This window comes from Pseudomonas sp. L13, assembly GCF_009935965.1.
Taxonomy (GTDB): domain Bacteria; phylum Pseudomonadota; class Gammaproteobacteria; order Pseudomonadales; family Pseudomonadaceae; genus Aquipseudomonas; species Aquipseudomonas lactis.
This window is the reverse complement of the sequence record NZ_QODJ01000050.1, coordinates 24499-48077: the sequence shown is the minus strand read 5'-3', so window position 1 is coordinate 48077 and position 23579 is coordinate 24499. Positions and strand designations below refer to the sequence as shown.

At 59.3% G+C, this 23579-nt stretch carries 18 protein-coding genes and 4 tRNA genes; 9 read left to right on the top strand and 13 right to left on the bottom strand.

The window, feature by feature from the left end:
• Positions 1-305: 305 nt before the first annotated feature.
• The gene (locus DK871_RS21745; protein WP_056787966.1) at positions 306-1097 is read right to left on the bottom strand and encodes a DUF2242 domain-containing protein; all 792 of its coding nucleotides are present in this window, start codon (positions 1095-1097) and stop codon (positions 306-308) included.
• A 282-nt stretch (positions 1098-1379) separates the two neighbouring features.
• On the opposite strand from DK871_RS21745, the gene nhaA reads away from it, so the two are divergent.
• The gene (gene nhaA, locus DK871_RS21740; RefSeq protein WP_161906580.1) at positions 1380-2723 is read left to right on the top strand and encodes a Na+/H+ antiporter NhaA; all 1344 of its coding nucleotides are present in this window, start codon (positions 1380-1382) and stop codon (positions 2721-2723) included.
• 81 nt (positions 2724-2804) lie between these two features.
• Here the strand turns inward: nhaA and DK871_RS21735 are convergent, their stop codons facing one another.
• From DK871_RS21735 to DK871_RS21690, 10 genes are all read right to left on the bottom strand, one after another.
• Positions 2805-4679, bottom strand: coding sequence for a SurA N-terminal domain-containing protein (locus DK871_RS21735; protein ID WP_161906579.1), 1875 nt, complete (start codon positions 4677-4679; stop codon positions 2805-2807).
• 228 nt (positions 4680-4907) lie between these two features.
• Entirely contained in the window at positions 4908-5180 is a 273-nt protein-coding gene (locus DK871_RS21730) for an HU family DNA-binding protein (protein ID WP_003174819.1), read from the bottom strand.
• A gap of 149 nt (positions 5181-5329) precedes the next feature.
• Positions 5330-7726: an endopeptidase La gene (gene lon / locus DK871_RS21725; protein WP_161906578.1), complete on the bottom strand. Its 2397-nt coding sequence runs from the start codon at positions 7724-7726 to the stop codon at positions 5330-5332.
• A gap of 188 nt (positions 7727-7914) precedes the next feature.
• Positions 7915-9198: an ATP-dependent Clp protease ATP-binding subunit ClpX gene (gene clpX, locus DK871_RS21720; protein WP_003192254.1), complete on the bottom strand. Its 1284-nt coding sequence runs from the start codon at positions 9196-9198 to the stop codon at positions 7915-7917.
• A 112-nt stretch (positions 9199-9310) separates the two neighbouring features.
• Complete coding sequence (gene clpP, locus DK871_RS21715; RefSeq protein WP_003192255.1) at positions 9311-9946, bottom strand: ATP-dependent Clp endopeptidase proteolytic subunit ClpP; 636 nt, start codon at positions 9944-9946, stop codon at positions 9311-9313.
• Positions 9947-10037: 91 nt separating this feature from the next.
• The gene (gene tig / locus DK871_RS21710) at positions 10038-11348 is read right to left on the bottom strand and encodes a trigger factor (RefSeq protein WP_014718988.1); all 1311 of its coding nucleotides are present in this window, start codon (positions 11346-11348) and stop codon (positions 10038-10040) included.
• A gap of 401 nt (positions 11349-11749) precedes the next feature.
• A tRNA-His gene (locus tag DK871_RS21705) sits at positions 11750-11825 on the bottom strand.
• A 77-nt stretch (positions 11826-11902) separates the two neighbouring features.
• A tRNA-Leu gene (locus tag DK871_RS21700) sits at positions 11903-11987 on the bottom strand.
• Positions 11988-12044: 57 nt separating this feature from the next.
• Positions 12045-12120, bottom strand: a tRNA-His gene (locus DK871_RS21695).
• A gap of 32 nt (positions 12121-12152) precedes the next feature.
• Positions 12153-12229, bottom strand: a tRNA-Arg gene (locus DK871_RS21690).
• A 275-nt stretch (positions 12230-12504) separates the two neighbouring features.
• Between DK871_RS21690 and folD the strand changes: the two genes are divergently transcribed.
• The 4 genes from folD (at position 12505) to pbpG (ending at position 15793) form a co-directional block, all read left to right on the top strand.
• Positions 12505-13359: a bifunctional methylenetetrahydrofolate dehydrogenase/methenyltetrahydrofolate cyclohydrolase FolD gene (gene folD / locus DK871_RS21685; RefSeq protein ID WP_003192259.1), complete on the top strand. Its 855-nt coding sequence runs from the start codon at positions 12505-12507 to the stop codon at positions 13357-13359.
• A 127-nt stretch (positions 13360-13486) separates the two neighbouring features.
• On the top strand, positions 13487-14044 hold the full coding sequence (locus DK871_RS21680) for a helix-turn-helix transcriptional regulator (RefSeq protein ID WP_161906577.1): 558 nt from the start codon (positions 13487-13489) through the stop codon (positions 14042-14044).
• 100 nt (positions 14045-14144) lie between these two features.
• A complete protein-coding gene (locus DK871_RS21675; protein WP_161906576.1) occupies positions 14145-14714 on the top strand; it encodes an HD domain-containing protein in 570 nt (189 codons plus the stop codon).
• Positions 14715-14869: 155 nt separating this feature from the next.
• A complete protein-coding gene (gene pbpG, locus DK871_RS21670; protein WP_044274651.1) occupies positions 14870-15793 on the top strand; it encodes a D-alanyl-D-alanine endopeptidase in 924 nt (307 codons plus the stop codon).
• Between the two features lie 61 nt (positions 15794-15854).
• On the opposite strand, the gene DK871_RS21665 is transcribed toward pbpG, so the two are convergent.
• Complete coding sequence (locus tag DK871_RS21665; protein ID WP_161906582.1) at positions 15855-16520, bottom strand: cysteine peptidase family C39 domain-containing protein; 666 nt, start codon at positions 16518-16520, stop codon at positions 15855-15857.
• A 402-nt stretch (positions 16521-16922) separates the two neighbouring features.
• Between DK871_RS21665 and DK871_RS28675 the strand changes: the two genes are divergently transcribed.
• On the top strand, positions 16923-17084 hold the full coding sequence (locus DK871_RS28675) for a hypothetical protein (RefSeq protein WP_178116072.1): 162 nt from the start codon (positions 16923-16925) through the stop codon (positions 17082-17084).
• On the opposite strand, the gene DK871_RS21660 is transcribed toward DK871_RS28675, so the two are convergent.
• Positions 17081-17491: a hypothetical protein gene (locus tag DK871_RS21660; protein WP_003192269.1), complete on the bottom strand. Its 411-nt coding sequence runs from the start codon at positions 17489-17491 to the stop codon at positions 17081-17083. The genes DK871_RS28675 and DK871_RS21660 overlap by 4 nt on opposite strands.
• 206 nt (positions 17492-17697) lie before the next feature.
• On the opposite strand from DK871_RS21660, the gene DK871_RS21655 reads away from it, so the two are divergent.
• The 3 genes from DK871_RS21655 to DK871_RS21645 are packed head-to-tail and all read left to right on the top strand — an operon-like array spanning position 17698 to position 23477.
• On the top strand, positions 17698-20919 hold the full coding sequence (locus DK871_RS21655; protein WP_161906575.1) for an efflux RND transporter permease subunit: 3222 nt from the start codon (positions 17698-17700) through the stop codon (positions 20917-20919).
• Complete coding sequence (locus DK871_RS21650) at positions 20909-22078, top strand: efflux RND transporter periplasmic adaptor subunit (RefSeq protein ID WP_161906574.1); 1170 nt, start codon at positions 20909-20911, stop codon at positions 22076-22078. The genes DK871_RS21655 and DK871_RS21650 overlap by 11 nt, the downstream gene beginning before the upstream one ends.
• A complete protein-coding gene (locus tag DK871_RS21645; RefSeq protein ID WP_161906573.1) occupies positions 22062-23477 on the top strand; it encodes an efflux transporter outer membrane subunit in 1416 nt (471 codons plus the stop codon). The genes DK871_RS21650 and DK871_RS21645 overlap by 17 nt, the downstream gene beginning before the upstream one ends.
• Positions 23478-23579: the final 102 nt, after the last annotated feature.

Genomic DNA, 23579 nt, shown 5'->3' with positions numbered 1-23579 from the left:
TTTGCGCTTTTCAAAAGTGAGCCGCTGTCAGAGCGGAACCCTAAGTGGCCGTTACCGCAGGAATGGATATGTACACGATCCAACTGTGTTGACTGTCAGGCCGCCTTCGCAGGCAAGCCAGCTCCCACATTTGGACTGCGGCGCGTCAGGTAGATAAGCGTCGGCTGTCAGGCCGTCACGGGAGCAAGCTCCCTCGCCACAGGGTCAGCGTCGTACCGAAGTTGTGTAGATACCTATGCTGCGATAGCGACCTGTCAGCCGACGCTTCTCTACCTGACACCCCGCTCCCACATTCGAGCATTGCGTTATTGCGCAGGCATCGGCAGCGGTGGAATCGCTTCTGTCGGCGCAGGCAAGGCCGGATCAGTCGGCGCCGGTGCAACGGGAGCAGGCTCTGTCACCGGTGCAATCGGTGCAGCCTCAGGTGGCGGCGCGAGCGGCTCTGCAGCGGCGGGCGCTACAGGCACCTCCTTCGGCGCCTCGACCTTCTCGGCTGCCGGAGCGGCCTTGGGCTCGGGAACGCCCAGGTCGGCCTTGGGCTGCTCGGGGATATGCTCGGCCTGCTTCACTTCCTGCGGCAGGAACACGTCCACCAGCGCGAAGTAACGCTCGTAGAACTTGGGTGCCGAGACGGTCTCGCTGGCCACTTTCACCATCGAGTCGTCGGTGGAGCCAATCGGCATCGACACCGAACCCAGCACGCCCACACCGAGGCTCGCGGAGTTGTTGACCTTCTTCAGCGCATAACGGTCCTGCAAGGCGTTGGCAAACATCGTCGAGTGATTGCTGCCCTTGCCATCAGCGGCGCACACAACATTGAAACTGATCTGCAGGTGGGTCTCGCCGGTCTGCTGGAAGCTCTTGTTGCCGGCCACCAACTTCGGATCGCTACTGGTAATGATGTAGCCCTGACTCAGCAGGGCACGGCGCGCCGCTTCACAGGCCGCCACATCGCTGACCGGGTAATCGCGGGAAAACGTACCGGAGTCGTCGAAATTCTCATGTTCATAGATAGCGGTCTTGGGTGACGAGCAGCCCGCAGCGCCCGCCAGCACCAGCGCCAACCCGAGAGTGCGCAAGTGAAATGATGTCGACATTGAAAATCCTGAAGAAAACGGTCCGGACGGTATTGTGCAACAGAACGCGACATTGAAGCGCGATTCCCGTCGGTAAAACATCTCAGGCTTAGACAGCAGCGTCAGTAGGAAAAAGCCCGGCGCACATAGGATCGATAAAGATCCGCAATGTGCGCGGTTCTATGACAAGTTTGTTTACAACTTATTCCTCACCTTTCTATCATCGTCCCTGGGTGCGTTGCTGCATAAAGTACGGCGCAGGTTAAAGCCAAGCATTGGTCGGGCCGCCAATGGAGATTTGTCGTGCCTGATAAACACCCCGCCATCCCCCGCCCCCAGCGTTTGACTGAGGGCGCGCTGTCCGCCCTTGAGCGCTTTTCACATATCGAAGCCGTCAGCGGTATTGTGCTGCTGCTGGCTGCCATCGTTGCGCTGGTGTGGGCCAACAGCCCCGCCGCCGCGACCTACGAGCATTTCTGGAACACGCCCATCACCCTCGGGCTGGGCGACTACAGCGTGTCGCGCTCCCTGCATTTTCTGGTCAATGACGGGCTGATGACCATCTTCTTCCTGGTGGTGGGTGCCGAGATCCGCCAGGAAATCAAAGACGGCGCCCTCGCCAACCTGAAGCTGGCCACGCTGCCGCTGGGCGCGGCGTTGGGCGGTGTGCTGATGCCGGCACTCATCTACACCCTGCTCAACCACGGCACTGGCGCCGCGAGTGGCTGGGCGGTGCCCACCGCGACCGATATCGCCTTTGCCGTGGGCGTGCTCGCGCTGCTGGGCAAGTCGATCCCCAATGGCGTGCGTATCCTGCTGCTGGCCTTGGCGATCATCGATGACATCGTGGCGATCCTGATCATCGCGATCTTCTTCACCGCCAGCCTCGACTACATGGGCTTGGTGATTGCCGCCGGCGGGCTGGCCCTGGTGCTGGTGTTCCAACGCATGGGTATCAGCAAGGCGGCGATCTACCTGCTGCCAGGCGCTATCGTGTGGTTTGGCCTGCTCAAGACCGGCGTGCACCCAACGCTCGCCGGGGTGATCCTTGGCTTGATGACCCCGGTCAATTCCAAGCCCACCCGGGAGCGCCCGCTGGAAACCATCGAACGTACCTTCAACGAGCTGATGGACCGGTTCTCGCAGCCAGCCGAAGGAGCCCAGCAAGTCGCCACGCCCCTCAAGCAATTGCGCGAAGCCCAGCGGGAAATACTGCCGCCGGTGCAGCGGGTTCAATCGGCGCTGCACCCGTGGGTAGCCTTCGGCGTGATGCCACTGTTTGCCTTGGCCAACGCCGGTGTGAGCCTGGACGGCTTCAATCTGGATGACCCACTGGCCCACGGTGTATTCATGGGCGTCATCTTCGCCCTGGTGCTCGGCAAGCCTCTGGGCGTAATGCTGGCGAGCCTGGCGCTGGTCAAGCTGAACATCTGCAAGCTGCCGGACGGTGTGACGTGGACGGGCGTTGGCCTGGTCGGCCTGTTGGCGGGGATCGGTTTCACCATGTCGATCTTTATTTCGTCCCTGGCATTCTCTGACCCGGCCCTGTTGTCGGCTGCCAAGCTGAGCGTGTTGGCGGCTTCAACCCTGGCGGCGGTGATCGGGTTGACGTGGGGCAAGCTCAAGTTTGCAGCCAAGAGCGCCTAAAGCGCATTCAGCACTCACTTTATCAAGGGCAAAAAAAGACCCCGGCCTTTTCAGGTCGGGGTCTTTTGATTCAGGCCGGCATCAATACTTCTTGATGTCTGCCTGGGTTTCCAACTGCTTGCGGTAGGCCGCGAAATCCTGCTGGCCAATACGGGAAGCGAGGAAGCGGCGGTATTGCGCCTTTTCTTCGTCCGTAGGGGCCGCCGCTTCGTTCACGCCGTTCAAGCGCACGATCATCAGGCTGCCATCGCGCAGGGTCACGGTGGTGAAGGTCGGCTTGTCCTTGGCCGCAGGCTTGGGCATGCGGAACAAGGCTTGCAGCACGGCCGGGTCGATAGACTCCTGGCCACGGGTAGCCGCCTCAGTCACCTTCCAGGCCTGGCCGTCAACCGGCTGGTCCAGCGCGGTCTTGCCATCACGCAGGCTGGCGATCAACTCGTCGGCACGGGCTTTGGCGGCAGCGCTCGCGCGCTCTTTGGTCATCTGGGTGCGAATGGCCGCAGCGACGTTCTCCAGCGGCAATTGGGCCGGCTTGAGATGCTCTTTGGCACGCAGCACGATGATGGTTTCCGGGTCCAGCTCGATAGCGCTGCTGTTGGCACCTTCATCCAGCACTTCCGGGCTGAAGGCAGCAGTGACGACGGCACGGTTGGCCGCAACACCTTCGCCACCCTCACGGCCAAACGGCGCGGAGGTATGGACGGTCAGCTTCAGGTCAGACGCCGGCTGGGCTAGGTCAGAGGCTTCGAATGCCGCATCTTCCAATTGCTTGGTCGCTTCGACAAAACGCTGTTCAACCTGCTGGGCCTTGAGCTCGCGGGTCAGCTTGTCTTTCAGGCTGGCGAACGATGGCACTTCAGGCGCTTCAACGCCCAGCAACTTGATCAGGTGCCAACCGAAGGTGGTGCGCACCGGCGCCGACACCTGGTCTTGCTTCAAGCCGTACAAGGCGGTTTCGAAGTCCGGGTCGTAAACACCAGGGCCCGCAAAACCGAGGTCGCCGCCATTGTTGGCCGAACCTGGATCCTGGGAGAACTCCTTGGCCAGGGCTTCGAACTTCTCACCCTTGGCCAGGCGCGCCTGGATGTCTTCGATCTTGGCCTTGGCTTGCGCCTCGGTGACCTTGTCGTTGACTTCAATCAGGATGTGCGCGGCACGACGCTGTTCAGCGAGGTTGGCGGTTTCCTTCTCGTAGGCAGCCTGCAGCTCATCGTCCTTGACGGTAACCTGGTCGAAGAAGGACGACTTCTTCAATTCCAGATAGTCGATGACCACCTGGTCCGGGGTCATGAACTCTTTGGCGTGCTGGTCGTAGTAGGCCTTGACCTCATCGTCGGTGAGTTTCACCGCCGCAGGGTCAGCCTTGATGTTGACGGTGGCGAAATCGCGGGTCTGTTTTTCCAGGCGGGCGAATGCCAGCACCTCGGCGTCAGTCACGAAACCACTGCCAGCGATGCCCGCGCGAACCTGGCCGATCAGCATTTCCTGGGTCAGCATCTGACGGAATTGCATGCGGCTGTAGCCCAACTGACGGACCACCTGGTCAAAGCGTTCGGCGTTGAACTTGCCGTCCACCTGGAATTCCGGCGTTTGCAGGATCACCTGGTCCAGCGCAGCTTCCGAGAAGCCGAACTTGGAATCAGCAGCGCCTTGCAGCAGCAGCTTACGGTCGATCAGGCCCTTGAGGGCAGCATCGCGCAGCAGCTTTTCGTCCAGCAGGGAAGCGTCGAAATCCTTGCCCAACTGTTGCATCAGCTGGCGCCGTTGCATGTCGACAGCCTGGCTCAGTTCGGTCTGGGTGATTTCTTCACCGTTGACCTTGGCCACGTCCTGCTTGTTATTACCCGAAGCCTGGAAAATGGCTTCGATACCGGTGAACGCCATCAATGCGACGATGATCCCGATGATGGTCTTGGCAATCCAGCCTTGTGAATTGTCCCTGATATTTTGCAGCATGCGTCCCCCAGAAACGGTTGAACTTCAAAAATTAGGCAACCGTGGAGCGTGGGTAGAGTCCGGATAGAAGAAAGGCGCATCCGAGGATGCGCCTTCTCGTAACTGGCGGAGCGGACGGGGGTTCGAATCTGCACCCCCGGCGTGGCGACCCGATACGTGGGTCAGCTACCGCTCCGCTGCCAGGCCAGACCTGCGTCCGACCCGGGTAAGCAAAGGCTTGAACGAAGCTTAGTTAACGGCTTCTTTCAGGGCTTTACCGGCTTTGAAACCTGGTTTCTTGGCAGCAGCGATTTGCAGTGCTTTGCCGGTCTGTGGGTTACGGCCAGTGCGAGCTGGGCGGTCAGTCACAGAGAAAGTACCGAAGCCTACCAGTACCACGGAGTCGCCGGCCTTCAGAGCGCCAGTGACGGATTCGATTACTGCGTCCAGCGCACGGCCAGCAGCAGCTTTCGGGATATCAGCGGATGCAGCGATAGCATCAATCAGTTCCGACTTGTTCACTCTAAGTCCCCTTATATATCTATTGAGTATGATTCTAAGTTTTTTGGTAAAAAGCAAAAACCAGTGCTGAATGGCCTACAGACACTTAAGAGCCGCTTTATAACAAGGGCTCTAAAAAGCTGTCAAGGAAGCCCCCAGGCTCCAACACATTAATGCGTGCTAATTCTTTCCTTGGAATCGGACTCGCGTTTTTCGTCCTTCGCGACAATCTCCGGGGCCACATCCGGCAAGGGCTCCGGCGCGTATTGCAGCGCAATTTGCAGGACCTCGTCAATCCATTTAACCGGTTTAATCTGAAGATCCTGCTTGATGTTGTCAGGAATTTCCTTCAAGTCACGAACATTCTCTTCAGGAATGATCACGGTCTTGATTCCACCCCGGTGGGCGGCGAGCAATTTCTCTTTGAGACCACCGATCGCCAATACCTGGCCACGCAGGGTGATTTCCCCGGTCATCGCCACATCGGCGCGCACGGGAATGCCGGTCAAGGCCGACACGAGGGCCGTGCACATGCCTACGCCAGCGCTAGGGCCGTCTTTGGGGGTCGCCCCTTCCGGCATGTGGATATGGGTGTCGTGCTTCTCGTGGAAGTTCAGCGGGATGCCCAGGCTGCGGGCGCGGCTGCGAACCACGGTCTGCGCGGCGGTAATGGATTCGACCATCACGTCACCCAGGGAGCCGGTCTTGATCAACTGGCCTTTGCCCGGAATCACCGCAGCTTCGATGGTGAGCAATTCGCCACCCACCTGGGTCCACGCCAAACCAGTCACCTGGCCGACCTGATCCTGCTGCTCGGCCAGGCCGTAGCGGAATTTCTTCACGCCCAGGAAGTGTTCCAGGGAGTCGGCAACCACCTTCACCGAGAAGCGTTTTTCCAACGCGTGCTCCTTCACCGCCTTGCGGCAGATCTTCGCGATCTGGCGCTCAAGGCCCCGTACACCGGCCTCGCGGGTGTAGTAGCGCACGATGTCACGGATCGCCTCGACCTCGAATTCGATCTCGCCCTTCTTCAGGCCGTTGGCCGAAATCTGCTTGGGCGCCAGGTACTTGACCGCGATGTTGATCTTCTCGTCTTCGGTGTAACCCGGCAGACGAATCACCTCCATCCGATCCAGCAAGGCTGGCGGGATGTTCATGGAGTTGGAGGTGCACAGGAACATTACGTCAGACAAGTCGTAGTCGACTTCCAGGTAATGGTCGTTGAAATTATGGTTCTGCTCGGGATCAAGCACTTCGAGCAAGGCCGACGCCGGATCGCCACGCATGTCGCTGCCCATTTTGTCGATTTCATCGAGCAGGAACAGCGGGTTGCGTACACCCACCTTTGTCATCTTTTGAATCAATCTTCCCGGCATCGAACCGATGTAGGTACGGCGATGGCCGCGAATTTCCGCTTCGTCACGCACGCCACCCAAGGCCATGCGCACGAATTTGCGGTTGGTCGCGCTGGCAATCGATTCCGCCAGGGAGGTTTTACCCACACCCGGAGGCCCGACCAGGCACAACACCGGACCACGAATTTTCTTCACGCGTTTTTGCACGGCGAGGTACTCAAGGATGCGCTCCTTGACCTCTTCCAGGCCGTAATGGTCAGCGTCGAGGATCTCTTCAGCACGGGCCAGGTCCAGGCGCACCTTGGTCTGGGCCTTCCACGGCACTTGCACCAACCAGTCGATATACGAGCGCACCACGGTGGCTTCAGCCGACATCGGCGACATCTGCTTGAGCTTGTTCAGCTCGGCGGTGGCCTTGGTCAGGGCGTCTTTGGGCAGGCCAGCGGCATCGATGCGCTTTTTCAGCTCTTCGATTTCGTTGTGGCCTTCCTCGCCGTCGCCGAGTTCCTTCTGAATGGCCTTCATCTGCTCATTCAGGTAGTACTCGCGCTGACTACGCTCCATCTGCTTCTTCACGCGCCCACGGATGCGTTTCTCAACCTGCAACAGGTCGATTTCGCCATCCAGCATCGCCAATACGTGTTCGACACGGGCCGACAGGTCGATGATTTCGAGGATGTCTTGTTTCTGCTCGATCTTCAGCGCCATGTGCGCGGCCATGGTGTCGACCAGGCGGCTTGGCTCATCAATGCTGTTGAGGGACGACAGGACTTCAGCCGGGACTTTCTTGCCCAACTGCACATACTGCTCGAACTGCGACAGCAGGCTGCGTACGAACACCTCGGATTCACGCTCCGGGGCTTCAACTTCTTCGATCAGCGCCACTTCCGCGCGCAGGTGGCCGTCCACCTCCATGAAGCGCTCTACGGCACCGCGCTGCTCGCCTTCGACCAGCACCTTGACGGTGCCATCGGGCAGCTTGAGCAATTGCAGGACAGTGGCAATGGTGCCGACGCGATACAGGGCATCTTCGCCCGGATCATCATCAGCAGGATTCTTCTGGGCCAACAGCAGGATTTGCTTGTCGCCCGTCATCGCGGCCTCGAGGGCTTCGATAGACTTCTCGCGCCCCACGAACAGCGGGATAACCATGTGCGGATAGACGACGACATCACGCAACGGCAGGAGAGGCAATTCGATGGTTGTCTTCATGATTTCGCCTCTATGACAGTTCAAAAATAAGCTTGAAACCAAGATGGGGGTTGCATGCAAAAAAAACAAGCTCAATGCCAGCAGTTAAACGCATGAATACACGCGAATTTAACCACCGTCTCGAAAAAACGCCCAAAAAAACAAGGGGCCCCTAAAGGCCCCTTGCTTGTACCGCAACTGCTGAACGCTTACGCGTCGGGTGCAGCCTTGGCAGCCGGCTCACTGTTTTCATAGATATACAGTGGCTTGGACTTGCCTTCGATAACGCTTTCGTCAATCACTACTTTACTCACCTCAGACTGCGAGGGGATTTCGTACATGGTGTCGAGCAACACGCCTTCGAGGATAGAACGCAGGCCACGTGCACCGGTCTTGCGCTCCAGTGCCCGCTTGGCCACCGATTTCAGCGCGTCGGTACGGAACTCCAGGTCTACACCTTCCATCTCGAACAATTTGCCGTATTGCTTGGTCAGGGCGTTTTTCGGCTCGGTGAGGATCTGGATCAAAGCCGCCTCATCCAACTCGTCCAACGTGGCCAGGACCGGCAGACGGCCAACGAATTCCGGGATCAGACCAAACTTGACCAAATCGTCAGGCTCGACTTCACGCAGGGACTCGCCCACCTTCTTGCCTTCTTCCTTGCTACGCACTTCCGCACTGAAACCAATGCCGCCACGGGTGGAACGCTGCTGAATCACCTTCTCGAGACCCGAGAACGCACCGCCACAAATGAACAGGATGTTGCGTGTATCAACCTGAAGGAATTCCTGCTGCGGGTGCTTGCGACCACCTTGCGGCGGTACGGACGCGACCGTGCCTTCGATCAGTTTCAACAGGGCCTGCTGCACGCCTTCACCGGAAACGTCCCGAGTGATCGACGGGTTGTCCGACTTGCGCGAGATCTTGTCGATCTCGTCGATGTAGACAATACCCATCTGGGCTTTCTCTACGTCGTAGTCGCACTTCTGCAGCAGTTTCTGAATGATGTTCTCGACATCTTCACCCACGTAGCCAGCCTCGGTGAGGGTGGTGGCGTCGGCGATGGTGAACGGAACGTTCAGCAGGCGAGCGAGGGTTTCTGCAAGCAGGGTTTTACCCGAGCCTGTAGGACCGATCAGCAAGATGTTGCTCTTGCCCAGTTCAACCTCGTCACCTTTCTTGTCACGCTGGTTCAAGCGCTTGTAGTGGTTGTACACCGCTACGGCCAGAACCTTTTTTGCACGCTCTTGACCAATGACGTATTGGTCAAGGATGCCGCTGATTTCTTTAGGCGAAGGTAATTTATGCGCACTGCTCTCGGCCTGGGCTTCCTGCACCTCCTCACGGATGATGTCATTGCACAGGTCGACGCATTCGTCGCAGATAAACACCGAGGGGCCGGCAATCAATTTGCGTACTTCATGCTGGCTTTTGCCACAGAAGGAGCAATAGAGCAGCTTGCCGTTGTCCTCGCCGTTGCGGGTGTCAGTCATTCGTTCGATCCAAATCCGATAGGCTTGCAACACAAGATGAAGGCTTATGCGGGCTTTTTCAAGCCCGCCAGTGGTCGGACATGCCGACCAGCCCTATTTTGAGCGGCTTATATTATGCGGGGCGCTTGTCGATCACTGCGTCGATCAACCCGTATTCCTTGGCGGCTTCAGCGCTCATGAAATTGTCACGGTTGGTATCGCGCTCGATTTCTTCCAGGGTGCGCCCGCTGTGCTTGGCCATCAGCGTGTTGAGACGCTCACGAATGAAGAGGATTTCCTTGGCGTGGATTTCGATGTCCGACGCCTGGCCCTGGAAGCCGCCCAGTGGCTGGTGAATCATCACGCGCGAGTTCGGCAGGCAGAAACGCTTGCCCTCGGCACCCGCGGTCAGCAGGAAGGCGCCCATGCTGCACGCCTGGCCAATACAGGTGGTCGACACGTTTGGCTTGATGAACTGCATGGTGTCGTAGATCGACATACCCGCAGTCACCGAACCACCCGGCGAGTTGATGTAGAGATGGATGTCCTTGTCCGGGTTTTCCGCTTCAAGGAACAGCAGCTGCGCACAGATCAGGTTGGCCATGTAGTCCTCTACCGGGCCAACCAGAAAGATCACTCGCTCCTTGAGCAGGCGCGAGTAGATGTCGTAGGCGCGTTCGCCACGAGCGGACTGCTCGACAACCATCGGGACCAGGCCGCCTGCGGCCTGGATATCAGAGTTCTGCTGAATATAGGAATTACGGAACATGCTCTGCAGTTACTCCCAAATAGTCATGTCTTGAAAACGCATAAGCCAGCGCGAGGCTGGCTTATGGTTGAATTTCCAACGAGTTGGACAATCAGTCGGCTTGTGCTGCTTCCGCCGGTTTGACTGCTTCTTCGTAAGAGACCGCTTTATCGGTCACCTTAGCCTTCTGCAGAACAGTATCCACAACTTGTTCTTCCAGCACAACCGAACGTACTTCGTTCATCTGCTGCTCGTTCTTGTAGTACCAAGCCACGACCTGCTCAGGCTCCTGGTAGGCCGAAGCCATTTCCTGGATCATTTCGCGAACGCGGTCTTCGTCTGGCTTGAGGTCGAACTGCTTGACCACTTCAGCCACGATCAGGCCCAGCACAACGCGGCGCTTGGCTTGCTCTTCGAACAGCTCGGCCGGCAGTTGGTCAGGCTTGATGTTGCCACCAAACTGCTGAACCGCTTGAACGCGCAGGCGATCCACTTCGTTGGACAGCAGGGCCTTAGGCACTTCGATCGGGTTGGCAGCCAGCAGACCGTCCATGACCTGGTTCTTGACCTTGGACTTGATGGCCTGGCGCAGCTCACGCTCCATGTTCTTGCGAACTTCGGTGCGGAAGCCTTCGATGCCGGTTTCCTTGATGCCGAACTGGGCGAAGAACTCTTCGTTCAGCTCTGGCAGCTTAGGCTCGGAAACGCTGTTGACGGTCACGGTGAACTCGGCGGCTTTGCCAGCCAGGTCCAGGTTCTGGTAGTCAGCAGGGAACGTCAGGTTCAGAACGCGCTCTTCGCCGGCTTTGGCGCCAACCAGGCCGTCTTCGAAGCCAGGGATCATGCGGTTGGAACCCAGCACCAGCTGAGTGCCCTTGGCGGAGCCGCCAGCGAAGACTTCGCCGTCAACCTTGCCAACGAAATCGATGTTCAGTTGGTCTTCGTTCTGGGCGGCACGGTCGGCCACTTCGAAACGGGTGTTCTGCTTGCGCAGAATTTCCAGCATGTTGTCCAGGTCCGAATCAGCCACTTCGGCGCTCAGACGCTCGATTTCGATACCGTCGAAACCGGCCACTTCAAATTCCGGGAACACTTCGAATACGGCAACGTATTCCAGGTCCTTGCCCGCTTCCAGGGACTTGGGCTCGATCGAAGGCGAGCCAGCCGGGTTCAGCTTTTGCTCGACAACGGCTTCGTAGAAAGAAGCCTGGATCACGTCACCTACAGCTTCCTGGCGCGCATCGGCACCAAAACGACGCTTGATTTCGCTCATCGGCACTTTGCCTGGACGGAAACCAGCGATCTTGGCCTTTTGGGCAGTCTGCTGCAGACGCTTGTTGACCGCAGTCTCGATACGCTCTGCCGGCACGGTGATGCTCAGGCGGCGCTCGAGAGCAGTAGTATTTTCAACAGAAACTTGCATGGATATTCCTCGTTGCACAGACATTAGCCGGCCATTTCCGACCCCAATCAAGGGCATGCATTCTAGTGGGTCAAACTCAAGAAGTCACCCTACTGAAAACACAGCGGAAAACAGCCGGCAATTTATCGGTACGAAAGCACTGAAGTACCTCGCCCCGGTGACAAATACAGCCAAATTGCGCCAGGGCTCTGCGCCGCCCCTCTCTATATATAGAAGGAACAACCATTCATCTCCCTGACGGCCCGCCCTGCGAACAGAACAGGCAAGCAACGCAGCATCATCGAGACACACAAATACGACGACACGCCCTGCCGGGGCAGCCCAGCACCTGCGACCACCCAATCTCAAACCGCCAAAACCAAAAAAGGCGCCAGACTGTTAAATCTGGCGCCTTTCGAATATGGGGTGGACGAAGGGGATCGAACCCTCGACAACGGGAGTCACAATCCCGTGCTCTACCAACTGAGCTACGCCCACCATATTGCGTTAACAAAGAAACCAAACCACTTCTTTGTTGAGCCCTGCCCCGCCTGACGACCGGGAAAAGCTTTAATTGGTGCGGATGAAGAGACTCGAACTCTTACGCCTCGCGGCGCTGGAACCTAAATCCAGTGTGTCTACCAATTCCACCACATCCGCGCTTGAAGCTCTTAAAGCAAAGGCGCCAGACTGTTAAATCTGGCGCCTTTCAGAATATGGGGTGGACGAAGGGGATCGAACCCTCGACAACGGGAGTCACAATCCCGTGCTCTACCAACTGAGCTACGCCCACCATATAGCGCTACTTGTGCCAAAGCTGCCTAATGGCGCACCCGGCAGGACTCGAACCTGCGACCATCCGCTTAGAAGGCGGATGCTCTATCCAGCTGAGCTACGGGCGCCTTATTAATCTGTACTCTTGGAGGATTACAAACTAAGTGCTTCCAGCCTTGCAGTACAACTATTCTGCTCGACCTTCTTAACCAGTGCTAGGCTGTGCCCGACAAGTGCGACGAATAGTATAGATGCCCCGGAAACCCGTCAAATCTTTTTTGAAAAAAACTGATTTTATTTAAGGGGTTAGGGCAATTTGCAGACCAAGCGCCTTTGCCCTCGCGCCTTGGCATGCGAGAATGCGCGCACTTTTCTTCCCCCTCTCGATGGTTAATCACGCGTAATGACTGCACAACTTATCGACGGCAAATCAATCGCCGCCAGCCTGCGCCAGCAGATCGCCAAACGAGTCACCGAGCGCAGCCAGCAAGGCCTGCGCACGCCTGGCCTCGCGGTGATCCTGGTCGGCAGCGATCCTGCCTCTCAGGTTTATGTCTCGCACAAGCGTAAAGACTGTGAAGAGGTCGGCTTTATTTCCAAGGCCTACGACTTGCCTTCGGACACCACTCAACAGGCCCTGACCGACCTGATTGACAGCCTCAACGATGACCCGGGCATGGACGGCATCCTCCTGCAACTGCCGCTGCCCGAGCACCTGGACGCCTCCAAACTGCTGGAGCGCATCCGCCCGGACAAAGACGTCGACGGTTTCCACCCTTATAACGTTGGCCGCCTGGCCCAACGTATTCCCCTGCTGCGCCCATGCACCCCTAAAGGCATCATGACGCTGCTGGAAAGCACCGGTGTCGACCTGTACGGCCTCGACGCTGTCGTGGTGGGCGCATCGAATATCGTCGGTCGCCCGATGGCCATGGAGCTGCTGCTGGCCGGCTGCACCGTGACCGTCACCCATCGCTTCACCAAGGACCTCGCCGGCCACGTCGGCCGTGCCGACCTGGTGGTAGTCGCCGCCGGCAAGCCGGGCCTGGTCAAGGGTGAGTGGATCAAGGAGGGTGCCATCGTCATTGACGTGGGTATCAACCGCCAGGAAGACGGAAAGTTGGTGGGCGACGTGGTGTATGAAACCGCCCTGCCCCGCGCTGGCTGGATCACGCCGGTTCCAGGCGGTGTCGGGCCGATGACCCGGGCCTGCCTGTTGGAAAATACGCTGTATGCCGCAGAAACCCTGCACGGCTGATAACCAGGCATAATGAAAAAGCCCTGCTTTATCGCAGGGCTTTTTATTGCCCGTGAAAAACCCTTATTGCAGGCTGTTATTGCATTAAACAAACTAGCCAAAGGCCGTCACCCTTCCGGAATTCGAAATGCCTGGCATCTTCCCAAAGCCAACCTTGCCTGGCATCGCGCTCAGGCGGTGGCGCTTGTTGCACCGAGTCAAACAAGCCCACGCTGCGCAGTTGTTTAACGTCACCCAGTCCACTATTTCGCGCTGGGAAAGCGGCGTACAGGCAATTGACCCCCGCGCGCACCAACAACTCGAGCAATTGCTCGCCGCCCGCCTTGATGCGGCCGCCGATCAAGCCTTGGCTCGCCTGGTCAGGGAAAGCTCACGACCCGTTCATCTCATGTGCGACCTGACCCACCGTCTGCTGGCTTGCTCCCCTGCCCGCGCAGCCCAATTCGCAAGCCCCGTCAGCGAATTGCTGGGGCGTTCGCTATGGCGCTTTGCGACACCGCAGATCATCAGCAAGGAACTCTCCCTGGATGAAACCGGGTGGCGGGAAGTCAGTGCGCCACCGGCGATCGAGTTCGTTACCGGCCACAATGACTCGCTTGTTGTGCCTATCAGCCAGAGCGCCTGTCGGTGGACGCGCATCCCTCTTTCAGACGGTACATCGGCGCGTTTGGTGGAAACGCTTTGACTGCCCTGCGCTATGCATATTGTATGCGTGGACGTTCAGCCTACCCGGGCTTAATCTGACTCCAATAGCATAGCCTTCGCCACTGGAGACAGAGAACGTCATGAACATCGACAAAATCAAAGGGCGCCTCGAATTCCTGCGGGAAACGGAAAAACTCAAGGATGTACTTAGAAGTGCACACACTTCTTCCGGGCGCACCGAAAGCACGGCAGAACACAGTTGGCGTCTTTGCTTGATGGCCATTGTTTTCGAGGACCAACTGGCCGAACTCGACATGCTGAAGATTCTCAAGATGTGCGTCATTCACGATCTGGGAGAGGCCATCAACGGAGACATTCCAGCCGTCAGCCAGGCAGCGTTTCCCAACAAGGGCGAGCAAGAGAGAAACGATCTTGTGCTTCTGACCTCTGCGCTGGATGAGCCGCTGAAAGCTAAGATATTGGCGCTCTGGGATGACTATGAGCACGCACAGTCTGCGGAGGCAAAAGCCGTCAAGGCGCTGGACAAGCTGGAGACGCTGCTCCAGCACAATCAGGGCAAGAATCCACCGGGCTTCAATTACGAGTTCAATCTGGTTTACGGCAAGAAATACACCGATGCCGATCCCCTGTTTGAGCAACTTCGACAGCTTATCGATGAGGACACTCGGGAAAAAATAACAAAGCCATAGGTATAAAATCGGTACAGCCTAACCAATCATCGGCTTACAGCCTTTATTTAAAGGCTCTCTATCGCTTTCTGATCCATACTCCTAAAATGTAACGTCATTTGTCACAAGATCCGTTCTACAACGGCATTTCCTTACTTTTTAGCGAGTTCATCCGCGTGAAAATTCGTCTTTCTATTGTCAGCCTGTTTTTTGCTTTGACAGGCACCTTCGCCCACGCCGCCGAAACCACCCTGGCCCCGCGTGACGCCTCCAAGCTGCAGATCGCCTCCGGCAGCGCCATGCTGGTCGACTTGCAGACCAATAAGGTTATCTATTCCAGCAACCCCGACGTGGTGGTACCCATCGCCTCGGTGAGCAAGCTGATGACCGGCCTGATCGTCCTCGAAGCCAAGCAGAATATGGACGAGTACATCGACATCAACATCACCGACACGCCCGAGATGAAAGGCGTGTTCTCCCGGGTGAAGATCGGCAGCCAGATGCCGCGCAAGGAAATGCTGCTGATCGCGCTGATGTCTTCGGAAAACCGCGCCGCTGCGAGCCTGGCCCACCATTATCCTGGCGGTTACGCGGCCTTTATTGCGGCGATGAACGCCAAGGCCAAATCCCTGGGCATGACCAGCACCCACTATGTGGAGCCCACCGGCCTGTCGATCCATAACGTGTCGACCGCCCGCGACCTGAGCAAGCTGTTGGCCTATGCGCGTAAATTCCCGATGCTGAGCCAGTTGAGCACCACCAAGGAAAAGACTGTGTCGTTCCGCAAGCCCAACTACACCTTGGGTTTTTCCAACACCGACCACCTGATCAACCGCGCCAACTGGGATATCAAGCTGACCAAGACCGGCTTCACCAACCAGGCCGGCCATTGCCTGGTGCTGGTGACGAGCATGGGCAACCGCCCGGTGTCGCTGGTGATCCTGGATGCCTTTGGCAAGTTCACCCATTTTGCCGATGCCAGCCGTATTCGTAGCTGGGTCGAGACCGGCAAAGGCGGCGCAGTGCCGGATGTGGCGCTGCGTTACAAGGCCGATAAAAACCTCAAGAATCGAGCGACCGCTACGGAAGTACGTCGATAAACAGCGATTTTACTGTGGGAGCAAGCCCGCTCCCACAGCCTGCTCTCACATTATTTGAGCTTCACTTCTTTTCTGCCAGCACCTTGAGCGCCTGCGCAGCTGCCTGCTGCTGCCCCGCCTGCGCGGTGGCATTGGCCGCATCGCGCCAGCGTTGCGCGTCTACATTGGCCGGCAGTTGGCTCGGGCGCTGGGTCAGGATGGCCCAATAGCCCGCGCCCTTCCACGCCGACTCAAAGTCGCTGAAGCTCATGGTCAACCGGCGCTCCTTGCCTGAGCGCAACAACACCGTACTCTTCTGCTGGTTAAACCCCACCACCACGACATAGCGCGCTCCGGACCAATAGCTGGCGTTGATCCGCGCCATCACCGGGTAACCCGCCGCTACCTGGGCCAGCACGGCGGTCAGCTTGGTGTCCAATGGGTACACCATCAGCCCGTACTCACGCGCCAGCACCTGCATATTGCGCTCAAGGTCCGCCTCGGCACCGGGCAGGCGCAGCGGCTTATCAAGCAAACCCGGTGTCATGACAATGCCTTGTTGCGACAGCATGCTGGCAAGTGCCGTAGGACCGCTCTGATAAGCCTCGCTGCGAAAGGTCGGCACGCCATTGAGTTCGACGCGCTCGGGCAAGCCAGGCAGTTTCGATGGAGTGTTGCTGGAACAGGCCGCCACCCCAAGGGCAACGGCCAGTAGCAAGGAAGTTTTAAGGTTCGGCCGTAAGCGCAATTTTTTCACTCTCTTGATCAACTGCCGGTAAAGGCCCCGATCATAGCCCAATCGCGCTTTCTCTATCCCGTAGGAGCGAGCTTGCTCGCGAAAAACTTACAGGCGCCGGGTTTATTCAGGAAGCCTGCGTCATCGTTGACGTTTTTCGCGAGCAAGCTCGCTCCTACAGGGCGCCGGGTTTATTCAGGCAGCCCGCGTCATCGTTGACGTTTTTCGCGAGCAAGCTCGCTCCTACAGGTGACGGCGCAAGATATCTATAGCCGACGCGTGCAGTAAAGCGGTGACGATAGAGCAAACAAGTTGGACAGACTCGACCATTGGTCAATAGCAGGCAACCGCCAGCTGACTAGACTGTCCATTGAGAAGACTGTGTGTGCCCCAAGTGGGCGAAAGGAGGCCCGAATGAGCCTTGCGACAACGATTTTCCTGTTGATCTGTGGTTGGCTGGCCGTCGCCGCCGCCATGCTGTGGGGGGTCATGCGCGTGACGCGTCGGCATCATCACCCCCACGTCAAACCTGCTGAACCCGTCGAGCCGCGCAAGGCGACGGCGCATCACGCCTAGCCAGGCATGCAATTGAAGTCCTGGGTTGCGGCAATTTCCTTGCCGTGGCCGTCCTCAAGGGACGCGCGCACCGTGGTGCCCAGGCTCGACTCCACCAGGGTGTAGTGCTCACCTGCCTTGAAATGCTTGTACTCGATGCGGCCCTGGCAGTCCTGCTGGTTGTCGTCACCCGGCTCGTCTTCAAATAAGGTCACGTCCAGGCGGTGGTCCCCCGGGGTCACTTCAAAATAGCGCCCATCGTCCACGCGCTTGCCATCGACACGCTCGGCCATCAGGTCATTCGGCGCTTCTTCCTGCAAGCCGATCCAGGCTTGGCTGGGGTCCGCCTTGGGGATCGGGCCGGCGCAGGCCGACAGTAAACAGACAAAGCCAAGGACGGGAACTAACAACAGTGGTTTAAGTGACATGACAGGGCTCCAAAGGGCGTGAATGAAAAGGTCGTATCCGATGGCTGACAAGCTTGATCAGCCGCCCCTCCTGGAACAAATGAATCCCTATGAAAGGATCTTCAGCCGTTAACTAAAACTTCCTTCACCTGGCTGAAAGGTGCGTGTTAGGTGGGTCGGGCAAGACTGCCGGGGTTTGCAATCCTGCTCTTCTCGGAGACTCACGCATGCTCGGGCTGGTAAAGACCGCACTGCACAAGCCGTACACCTTCATCGTGCTGGCTATATTCATCTGCATCATCGGGCCGATGGCGGCCCTGCGCACGCCCACGGATGTTTTTCCCGATATCGGCATTCCCGTGGTCGCCGTGGTGTGGCAGTACAACGGCCTGTCCCCGGACGCCATGGCCGGCCGGGTGATCTACACCTACGAACGCTCCCTGAGCACCACCGTCAACGACATCGAACACATCGAGTCGCAATCGTTGCCCGGCATGGGCATCGTCAAGATCTTCTTCCAGCCTGGCGTCGATATCCGTACCGCCAATGCCCAGGTCACAGCCGTGTCACAAACCGTGCTCAAGCAAATGCCACCGGGCATCACCCCGCCGTTGATTCTCAACTACAGCGCCTCCACGGTGCCGATCCTGCAAATGGCGTTCTCCAGCCCCAGCCTTTCGGAAGCCAAAATTCGCGACCTGGTGCAGAACAATATCCGCCTGCCCTTGAGCGCCCTGCCCGGCCTGGCCATGCCCACGCCGATGGGCGGCAAGCAGCGGCAGATTACGCTGGACCTCGACCCCCAAGCTCTGGCCGCCAAAGGCTTGTCGGCCCAGGATGTGGGTAATGCCCTGGCGCTGCAGAACCAGATCATCCCGGTGGGCACCGCCAAGCTGGGGCCCAACGAATACACGATCCTGCTCAACAACAGCCCCAAGGCCATCGATGAGCTCAACGACCTGCCGATCAAGACCGTCGACGGTGCGCTGATCACCATCGGCCAAGTGGCGCATGTGCGCGACGGTTCACCACCGCAAACCAACATCGTGCGGGTCGACGGCCATCGCGCCGTGCTGATGCCGGCGCTGAAAAACGGCAGCATTTCCACCCTGTCGATCATCGACGGTATCCGCCAGATGCTGCCGCGCATCAACGAAACCCTGCCGCCGTCATTGAAAACCTCGCTGCTGGGCGATGCCTCGGTGTTCGTCAAACAGTCGGTGGGCAGCGTGGCCCAGGAAGGCATCATTGCCGCCCTGCTCACCAGTGCGATGATCCTGCTGTTTCTCGGCAGTTGGCGCTCGACCTTGATCATCGCCGCCTCGATTCCCCTGGCGGTGCTTTCGGCCATCGCGCTATTGGCTGTCAGTGGGCAAACCCTCAACGTGATGACGTTGGGCGGGCTGGCATTGGCCGTGGGCATCCTGGTGGATGACGCCACGGTGACCATCGAAAACATCAACTGGCACCTGGAGCAAGGCAAGGCGGTGAAGACTGCGATTCTCGACGGCGCCGCGCAAATCGTCGGCCCGGCGTTCGTCTCACTGCTGTGCATCTGCATCGTGTTCGTGCCGATGTTTTTGCTGCAGGGCATCGCCGGTTACCTGTTCCGGCCAATGGCATTGGCGGTGATCTTCGCCATGGCCAGTTCGTTCATTCTCTCGCGCACCCTGGTGCCGACGCTGGCGATGTTTTTGCTCAAGCCGCATAGGCCCGAGCCAGGCGCGGGGCATCATCCGGAAGATGCATTCATCAATCACCATGAAGGTGAACAGCACCCGAAACCGCGCAATGCGTTGCTGCAATCGGTGCTGAATTTTCAACAGGGATTCGAGCGGCACTTTTCCAAAATCCGTGACACCTACCATGGCCTGCTGACGCTGGCGCTGGGGGCACGCAAGCGCTTCATTGTCGGGTTCCTGGCGTGCGTATTGGCGTCGTTCCTGCTGTTGCCGAGCCTGGGCCAGGACTTTTTCCCGGCCACCGACGCGGGTGCCCTGGCCCTGCATGTGCGCTTGCCCCTGGGCACGCGCATCGAGGAAAGCGCCGCGGCGTTCGACCGCATCGAAGCGCGGATCCGCGAAGTCATCCCCGCCGAAGAACTGGACACCATCGTCGACAATATCGGCATCCCGCTCAGCGGCATCGACATGGCCTACAGCAGCAGCGGCACCATCGGCCCGCAGGATGGCGACATCCAGGTCAGCTTGAAAGCGCACCACGCGCCCACCGCCGACTATGTGAAGAAACTGCGCGAAGCCCTGCCGCAAAGTTTCCCCGGCAGCCACTTTGCGTTCCTGCCCGCGGACATCAGCAGCCAGATCCTCAACTTCGGCGCCCCGGCCCCGCTGGACGTCAAAATCTCCGGGCGCAGTGACGCAGACAACCGCGCCTATGCCGTCGAACTTGAACGGCGCCTGCAGCATGTACCGGGGATTGCCGACCTGCGCATCCAGCAATCCACCGGCTACCCCTCGCTGCAAGTAAACGTGGACCGTATGCGCGCCAATGGCCTGGGCATTACCGAGCGTGATGTCACCAACAGCATGGTCGCCTCCCTCGCCGGCAGCTCGCAAACCGCGCCGACCTTCTGGCTCAACCCGGCCAACGGCGTGTCTTATTCCATCGTCGCCGCCACCCCGCAATACCGCCTCGACAGCTTGCCGTCCCTGGAAGCGCTGCCGGTGACGGGGGCCAATGGGCAGGCGCAAATCCTCGGCGGCGTGGCGACCATCTCCCGGGTACAAAGCCCGGCCGTGGTGACCCACTACAACATCGAACCGACCCTGGACCTGTACGCCAACGTGCAAGGCCGCGACCTCGGCGGCGTCGCCCGCAATGTGCAAAAAGTGCTGGATGACACGGCGTCCATGCGTCCCAAAGGCGCGACCATCAGCCTGCACGGGCAGATCGATGCGCTGCATGAGGCATTCAGTGGTTTGAGCTTCGGGCTGCTCGGCGCGGTGGTGCTGATCTACTTGCTGATCGTGGTCAACTTCCAGTCATGGGCCGACCCCTTTGTGATCATCACGGCGTTACCGGCAGCACTGGCGGGCATCGTGTGGATGCTGTTTCTCAGCGGCACCTCGTTGTCGGTCCCGGCACTCACCGGCGCCATCTTGTGCATGGGCGTGGCGACCGCCAACTCGATCCTGGTGGTGAGCTTCTGCCGAGAGCGCCTGGCCGAACATGGCGATGCGCTGAAAGCCGCACTTGAAGCGGGCTACACACGCTTTCGCCCGGTGTGCATGACCGCCCTGGCGATGATCATCGGCATGCTGCCCCTGGCGATTTCCGAGGAGCAGAACGCCCCGCTCGGTCGGGCGGTCATCGGCGGCTTGATCTTCGCCACCATCGCCACTTTGTTGTTTGTTCCCGTGGTCTTCAGCCTGGTCCACGGCCGTCATCCTACTCGCGCAACTGCTGGAGAAACGCCCCATGTCGCCTGATCAAAAACCCTCGCGCAAGCGCCTGATGCTCCTGGGTGTGGGTGGCCTGACGTTGGCTGCCCTGTTAGTCGCCAGCGGCCTGCACGCGCGTACGCTGCACGAGCAATCGGTCACTGCCTGGACCGAAGCCGCCGCCGTCCCTCAGGTGATGGTGTTCCAACCCAAGCCAAACGTCGGCGGTGACACCCTGCGCCTGCCCGCCCACCTGGAGGCATGGAGTAAGGCGGCGATCCATGCACGGGTCAGCGGCTACTTGAAGGACTGGAAAGTCGACATCGGTACCCAGGTCAAGGCCGGGCAAATCCTCGCCGAAATCGACAGCCCCGACCTTGACCAACAACTGGCCCAGGCCCATGCCCGCCTGATCCTGCAACAAGCCAATGCACGCCTGGCAGCCACCACGGCGACCCGCTGGCAAAACCTGCTGGCCAGCCATTCGGTATCGCGCCAGGACGCCGATGAGAAAACCTCCAACGCCGCAGCCGCCAAGGCCAACACCGAAGCCGCCGCAGCAGACTATGCGCGACTGTGCGCCCTGGAAAGCTACAAGAGCCTGCGCGCGCCGTTCGCCGGCACCATCACCGCCCGCAACACGGACATCGGCCAGTTGATCAAAGCCGATAACGCCAGCGATCCGGAACTGTTCAACATTGCCGACACCCACCAATTGCGCTTGTACGTGCCGGTGCCGCAGAACTATGCAGCGGTCATTCATACAGGCCTTGAGGCCGAACTGACCGTCCCCGAGCACCCCGGTGAGCACTTCAAGGCACGCCTGATCGGTGACTCCACCGCCATCGACCGCCGCTCCGGCACCCTGCTCGCCCAGTTCGTCGCCGACAACCCCAACGGCGAACTGCTGCCGGGCGACTACGCCGAAGTCACCCTGCCGATTCCGGCTGACACCCATGGCGTAAGCATCCCGGCCAGCGCCTTGATCTTCCGCGCCCAGGGCACCCAGGTAGCGGTGCTGGACGGGCGCAACCATGTGCACCTGCAAGACATTCATATTGGCCTGGACCTCGGCGAGCGCCTGGTGATCGACCAGGGCTTGAAGCCTGCTGACCGCATCATCGACAACCCGCCCGACGCCCTGCGCGAAGGCGACCCGGTGCAACTGGCCGACGCCTCAGGAGGTGCCCATGCGCCCAAGGCTTAAGCCGCTGGCGGCACTGATGGTGCTGGCGTTGCAGGGTTGCTCGATGGCGCCCACCTATACGGTGCCGTCGATTGACCTGCCCGCCCACTACCGCGAACAAACCAGCGATGGCCCCTGGCACAGCGCGCAACCGTCGGACCAATTGGCGCCCCAGTGGTGGCAGCTTTACCACGACTCGCGCCTGAACGCGCTGCAACAGCAACTGCTCAAGGCCAACCCGGACCTGGCCGCGGCGCTGGCGCACTTCGATGCGTCCCAGGCCTATGCCAGTCAACTGCAAGCGGGCCTATTCCCGCAACTCACCGCCAGCGCGCAACCGCAGCGCCAGCGTCAATCGGATTCACGACCGTTGCGCGGCACTACACAGCCGTCGGTGTACAACAGCAATACCGCTGGGTTTTCCCTGGGTTACGACCTCGACCTGTGGGGCAGAATCCGCAACCAGGTCGCTGCAGGCGATGCCCAGGCACAAGCGTCCTTTGATGATCTGGCGGTGGTGCGCCTGAGCCTCCAACAGCAGTTGGCGAGCCTGTATGTGCAACTCAATGGGCTGGATGCGCAAAGCAGGATACTCAACAGCTCACTGGAGGAATTCAGCCAGGCGCTCCAACTGACCCGCAGCCGTTATGAAGGCCAGATTGCGTCGGAACTGGACCTGACCCGCGCACAAAACCAACTGGCCGAGGCCAAGGCACAGCTGGATGAAGTGCGTGATCAACGCAACCTCGCCGAGCATGCCATCGGCGAATTGGTGGGCGTGACGGCCAGTGATTTTTCATTGCCGCCCAGCCCGCAGTTAATGGCGTTGCCTGGCATTCCAGCGCAGTTGCCCAGCCACCTGCTGCAGCGTCGCCCGGACATTGCCGCCGCTGAACGCCGCGTGTTTGCAGCCAACGCAACTATCGGCGTGGCCAAGGCGGCGTGGTTTCCGGATTTCAGTTTGACCGGTGTGCTGGGCGGGCAGACCCAAGGGGTTGGCAACCTGCTGTCCGCCGGCAACCGGTATTGGGCACTGGGGCCGCTGATGAACCTGCCGATCTTCGACGGCGGGCGCTTGAGCGCCAATGAGCGCCAGGCCAAAGCCGAGTTCGAGGAGGCCTCGGCACAGTACCGTAGCCACGTATTGAAAGCCGTTCGCGAGGTGGAAGATAACCTCGCGCAACTGCGGGATCTGCAGCAGCAAGCCGAGGACGAGCAAGCAGCCGCAGACGCGGCGCAACATACCCAGGCCTTGGCGATGAACAGCTATCAGGCCGGGGCGGTGAGTTACCTGGACGTGGTCACCGCCCAAACCGCCGCCTTGCAGGCACAGAGAACATTGCAGGCGGTGCAGACCCGGCAATTGCAAGCAAGCGTGGGACTGTTGACCGCACTCGGCGGCGGCTGGCAGCCGAGTTAATACCCTGTAGGAGCGAGCTTGCTCGCGAAAAACTCACAGGCGCAGCGTTCTTCAGGAAGCACGCGTTATCGTTGGGGTTTTTCGCGAGCAAGCTCGCTCCTA

What these genes read in the sequence shown, in the direction of transcription:
- DK871_RS21745 (WP_056787966.1), bottom strand. Translation starts at nt 1,097, where the DNA reads ATGTCGACATCATTTCACTTGCGCACTCTCGGGTTGGCGCTGGTGCTG.
- DK871_RS21735 (WP_161906579.1), bottom strand. Translation starts at nt 4,679, where the DNA reads ATGCTGCAAAATATCAGGGACAATTCACAAGGCTGGATTGCCAAGACC.
- lon (WP_161906578.1), bottom strand. Translation starts at nt 7,726, where the DNA reads ATGAAGACAACCATCGAATTGCCTCTCCTGCCGTTGCGTGATGTCGTC.
- clpX (WP_003192254.1), bottom strand. Translation starts at nt 9,198, where the DNA reads ATGACTGACACCCGCAACGGCGAGGACAACGGCAAGCTGCTCTATTGC.
- clpP (WP_003192255.1), bottom strand. Translation starts at nt 9,946, where the DNA reads ATGTTCCGTAATTCCTATATTCAGCAGAACTCTGATATCCAGGCCGCA.
- tig (WP_014718988.1), bottom strand. Translation starts at nt 11,348, where the DNA reads ATGCAAGTTTCTGTTGAAAATACTACTGCTCTCGAGCGCCGCCTGAGC.
- folD (WP_003192259.1), top strand. Translation starts at nt 12,505, where the DNA reads ATGACTGCACAACTTATCGACGGCAAATCAATCGCCGCCAGCCTGCGC.
- DK871_RS21680 (WP_161906577.1), top strand. Translation starts at nt 13,487, where the DNA reads ATGCCTGGCATCTTCCCAAAGCCAACCTTGCCTGGCATCGCGCTCAGG.
- DK871_RS21675 (WP_161906576.1), top strand. Translation starts at nt 14,145, where the DNA reads ATGAACATCGACAAAATCAAAGGGCGCCTCGAATTCCTGCGGGAAACG.
- DK871_RS28675 (WP_178116072.1), top strand. Translation starts at nt 16,923, where the DNA reads ATGAGCCTTGCGACAACGATTTTCCTGTTGATCTGTGGTTGGCTGGCC.
- DK871_RS21660 (WP_003192269.1), bottom strand. Translation starts at nt 17,491, where the DNA reads ATGTCACTTAAACCACTGTTGTTAGTTCCCGTCCTTGGCTTTGTCTGT.
- DK871_RS21655 (WP_161906575.1), top strand. Translation starts at nt 17,698, where the DNA reads ATGCTCGGGCTGGTAAAGACCGCACTGCACAAGCCGTACACCTTCATC.
- DK871_RS21650 (WP_161906574.1), top strand. Translation starts at nt 20,909, where the DNA reads ATGTCGCCTGATCAAAAACCCTCGCGCAAGCGCCTGATGCTCCTGGGT.
- DK871_RS21645 (WP_161906573.1), top strand. Translation starts at nt 22,062, where the DNA reads ATGCGCCCAAGGCTTAAGCCGCTGGCGGCACTGATGGTGCTGGCGTTG.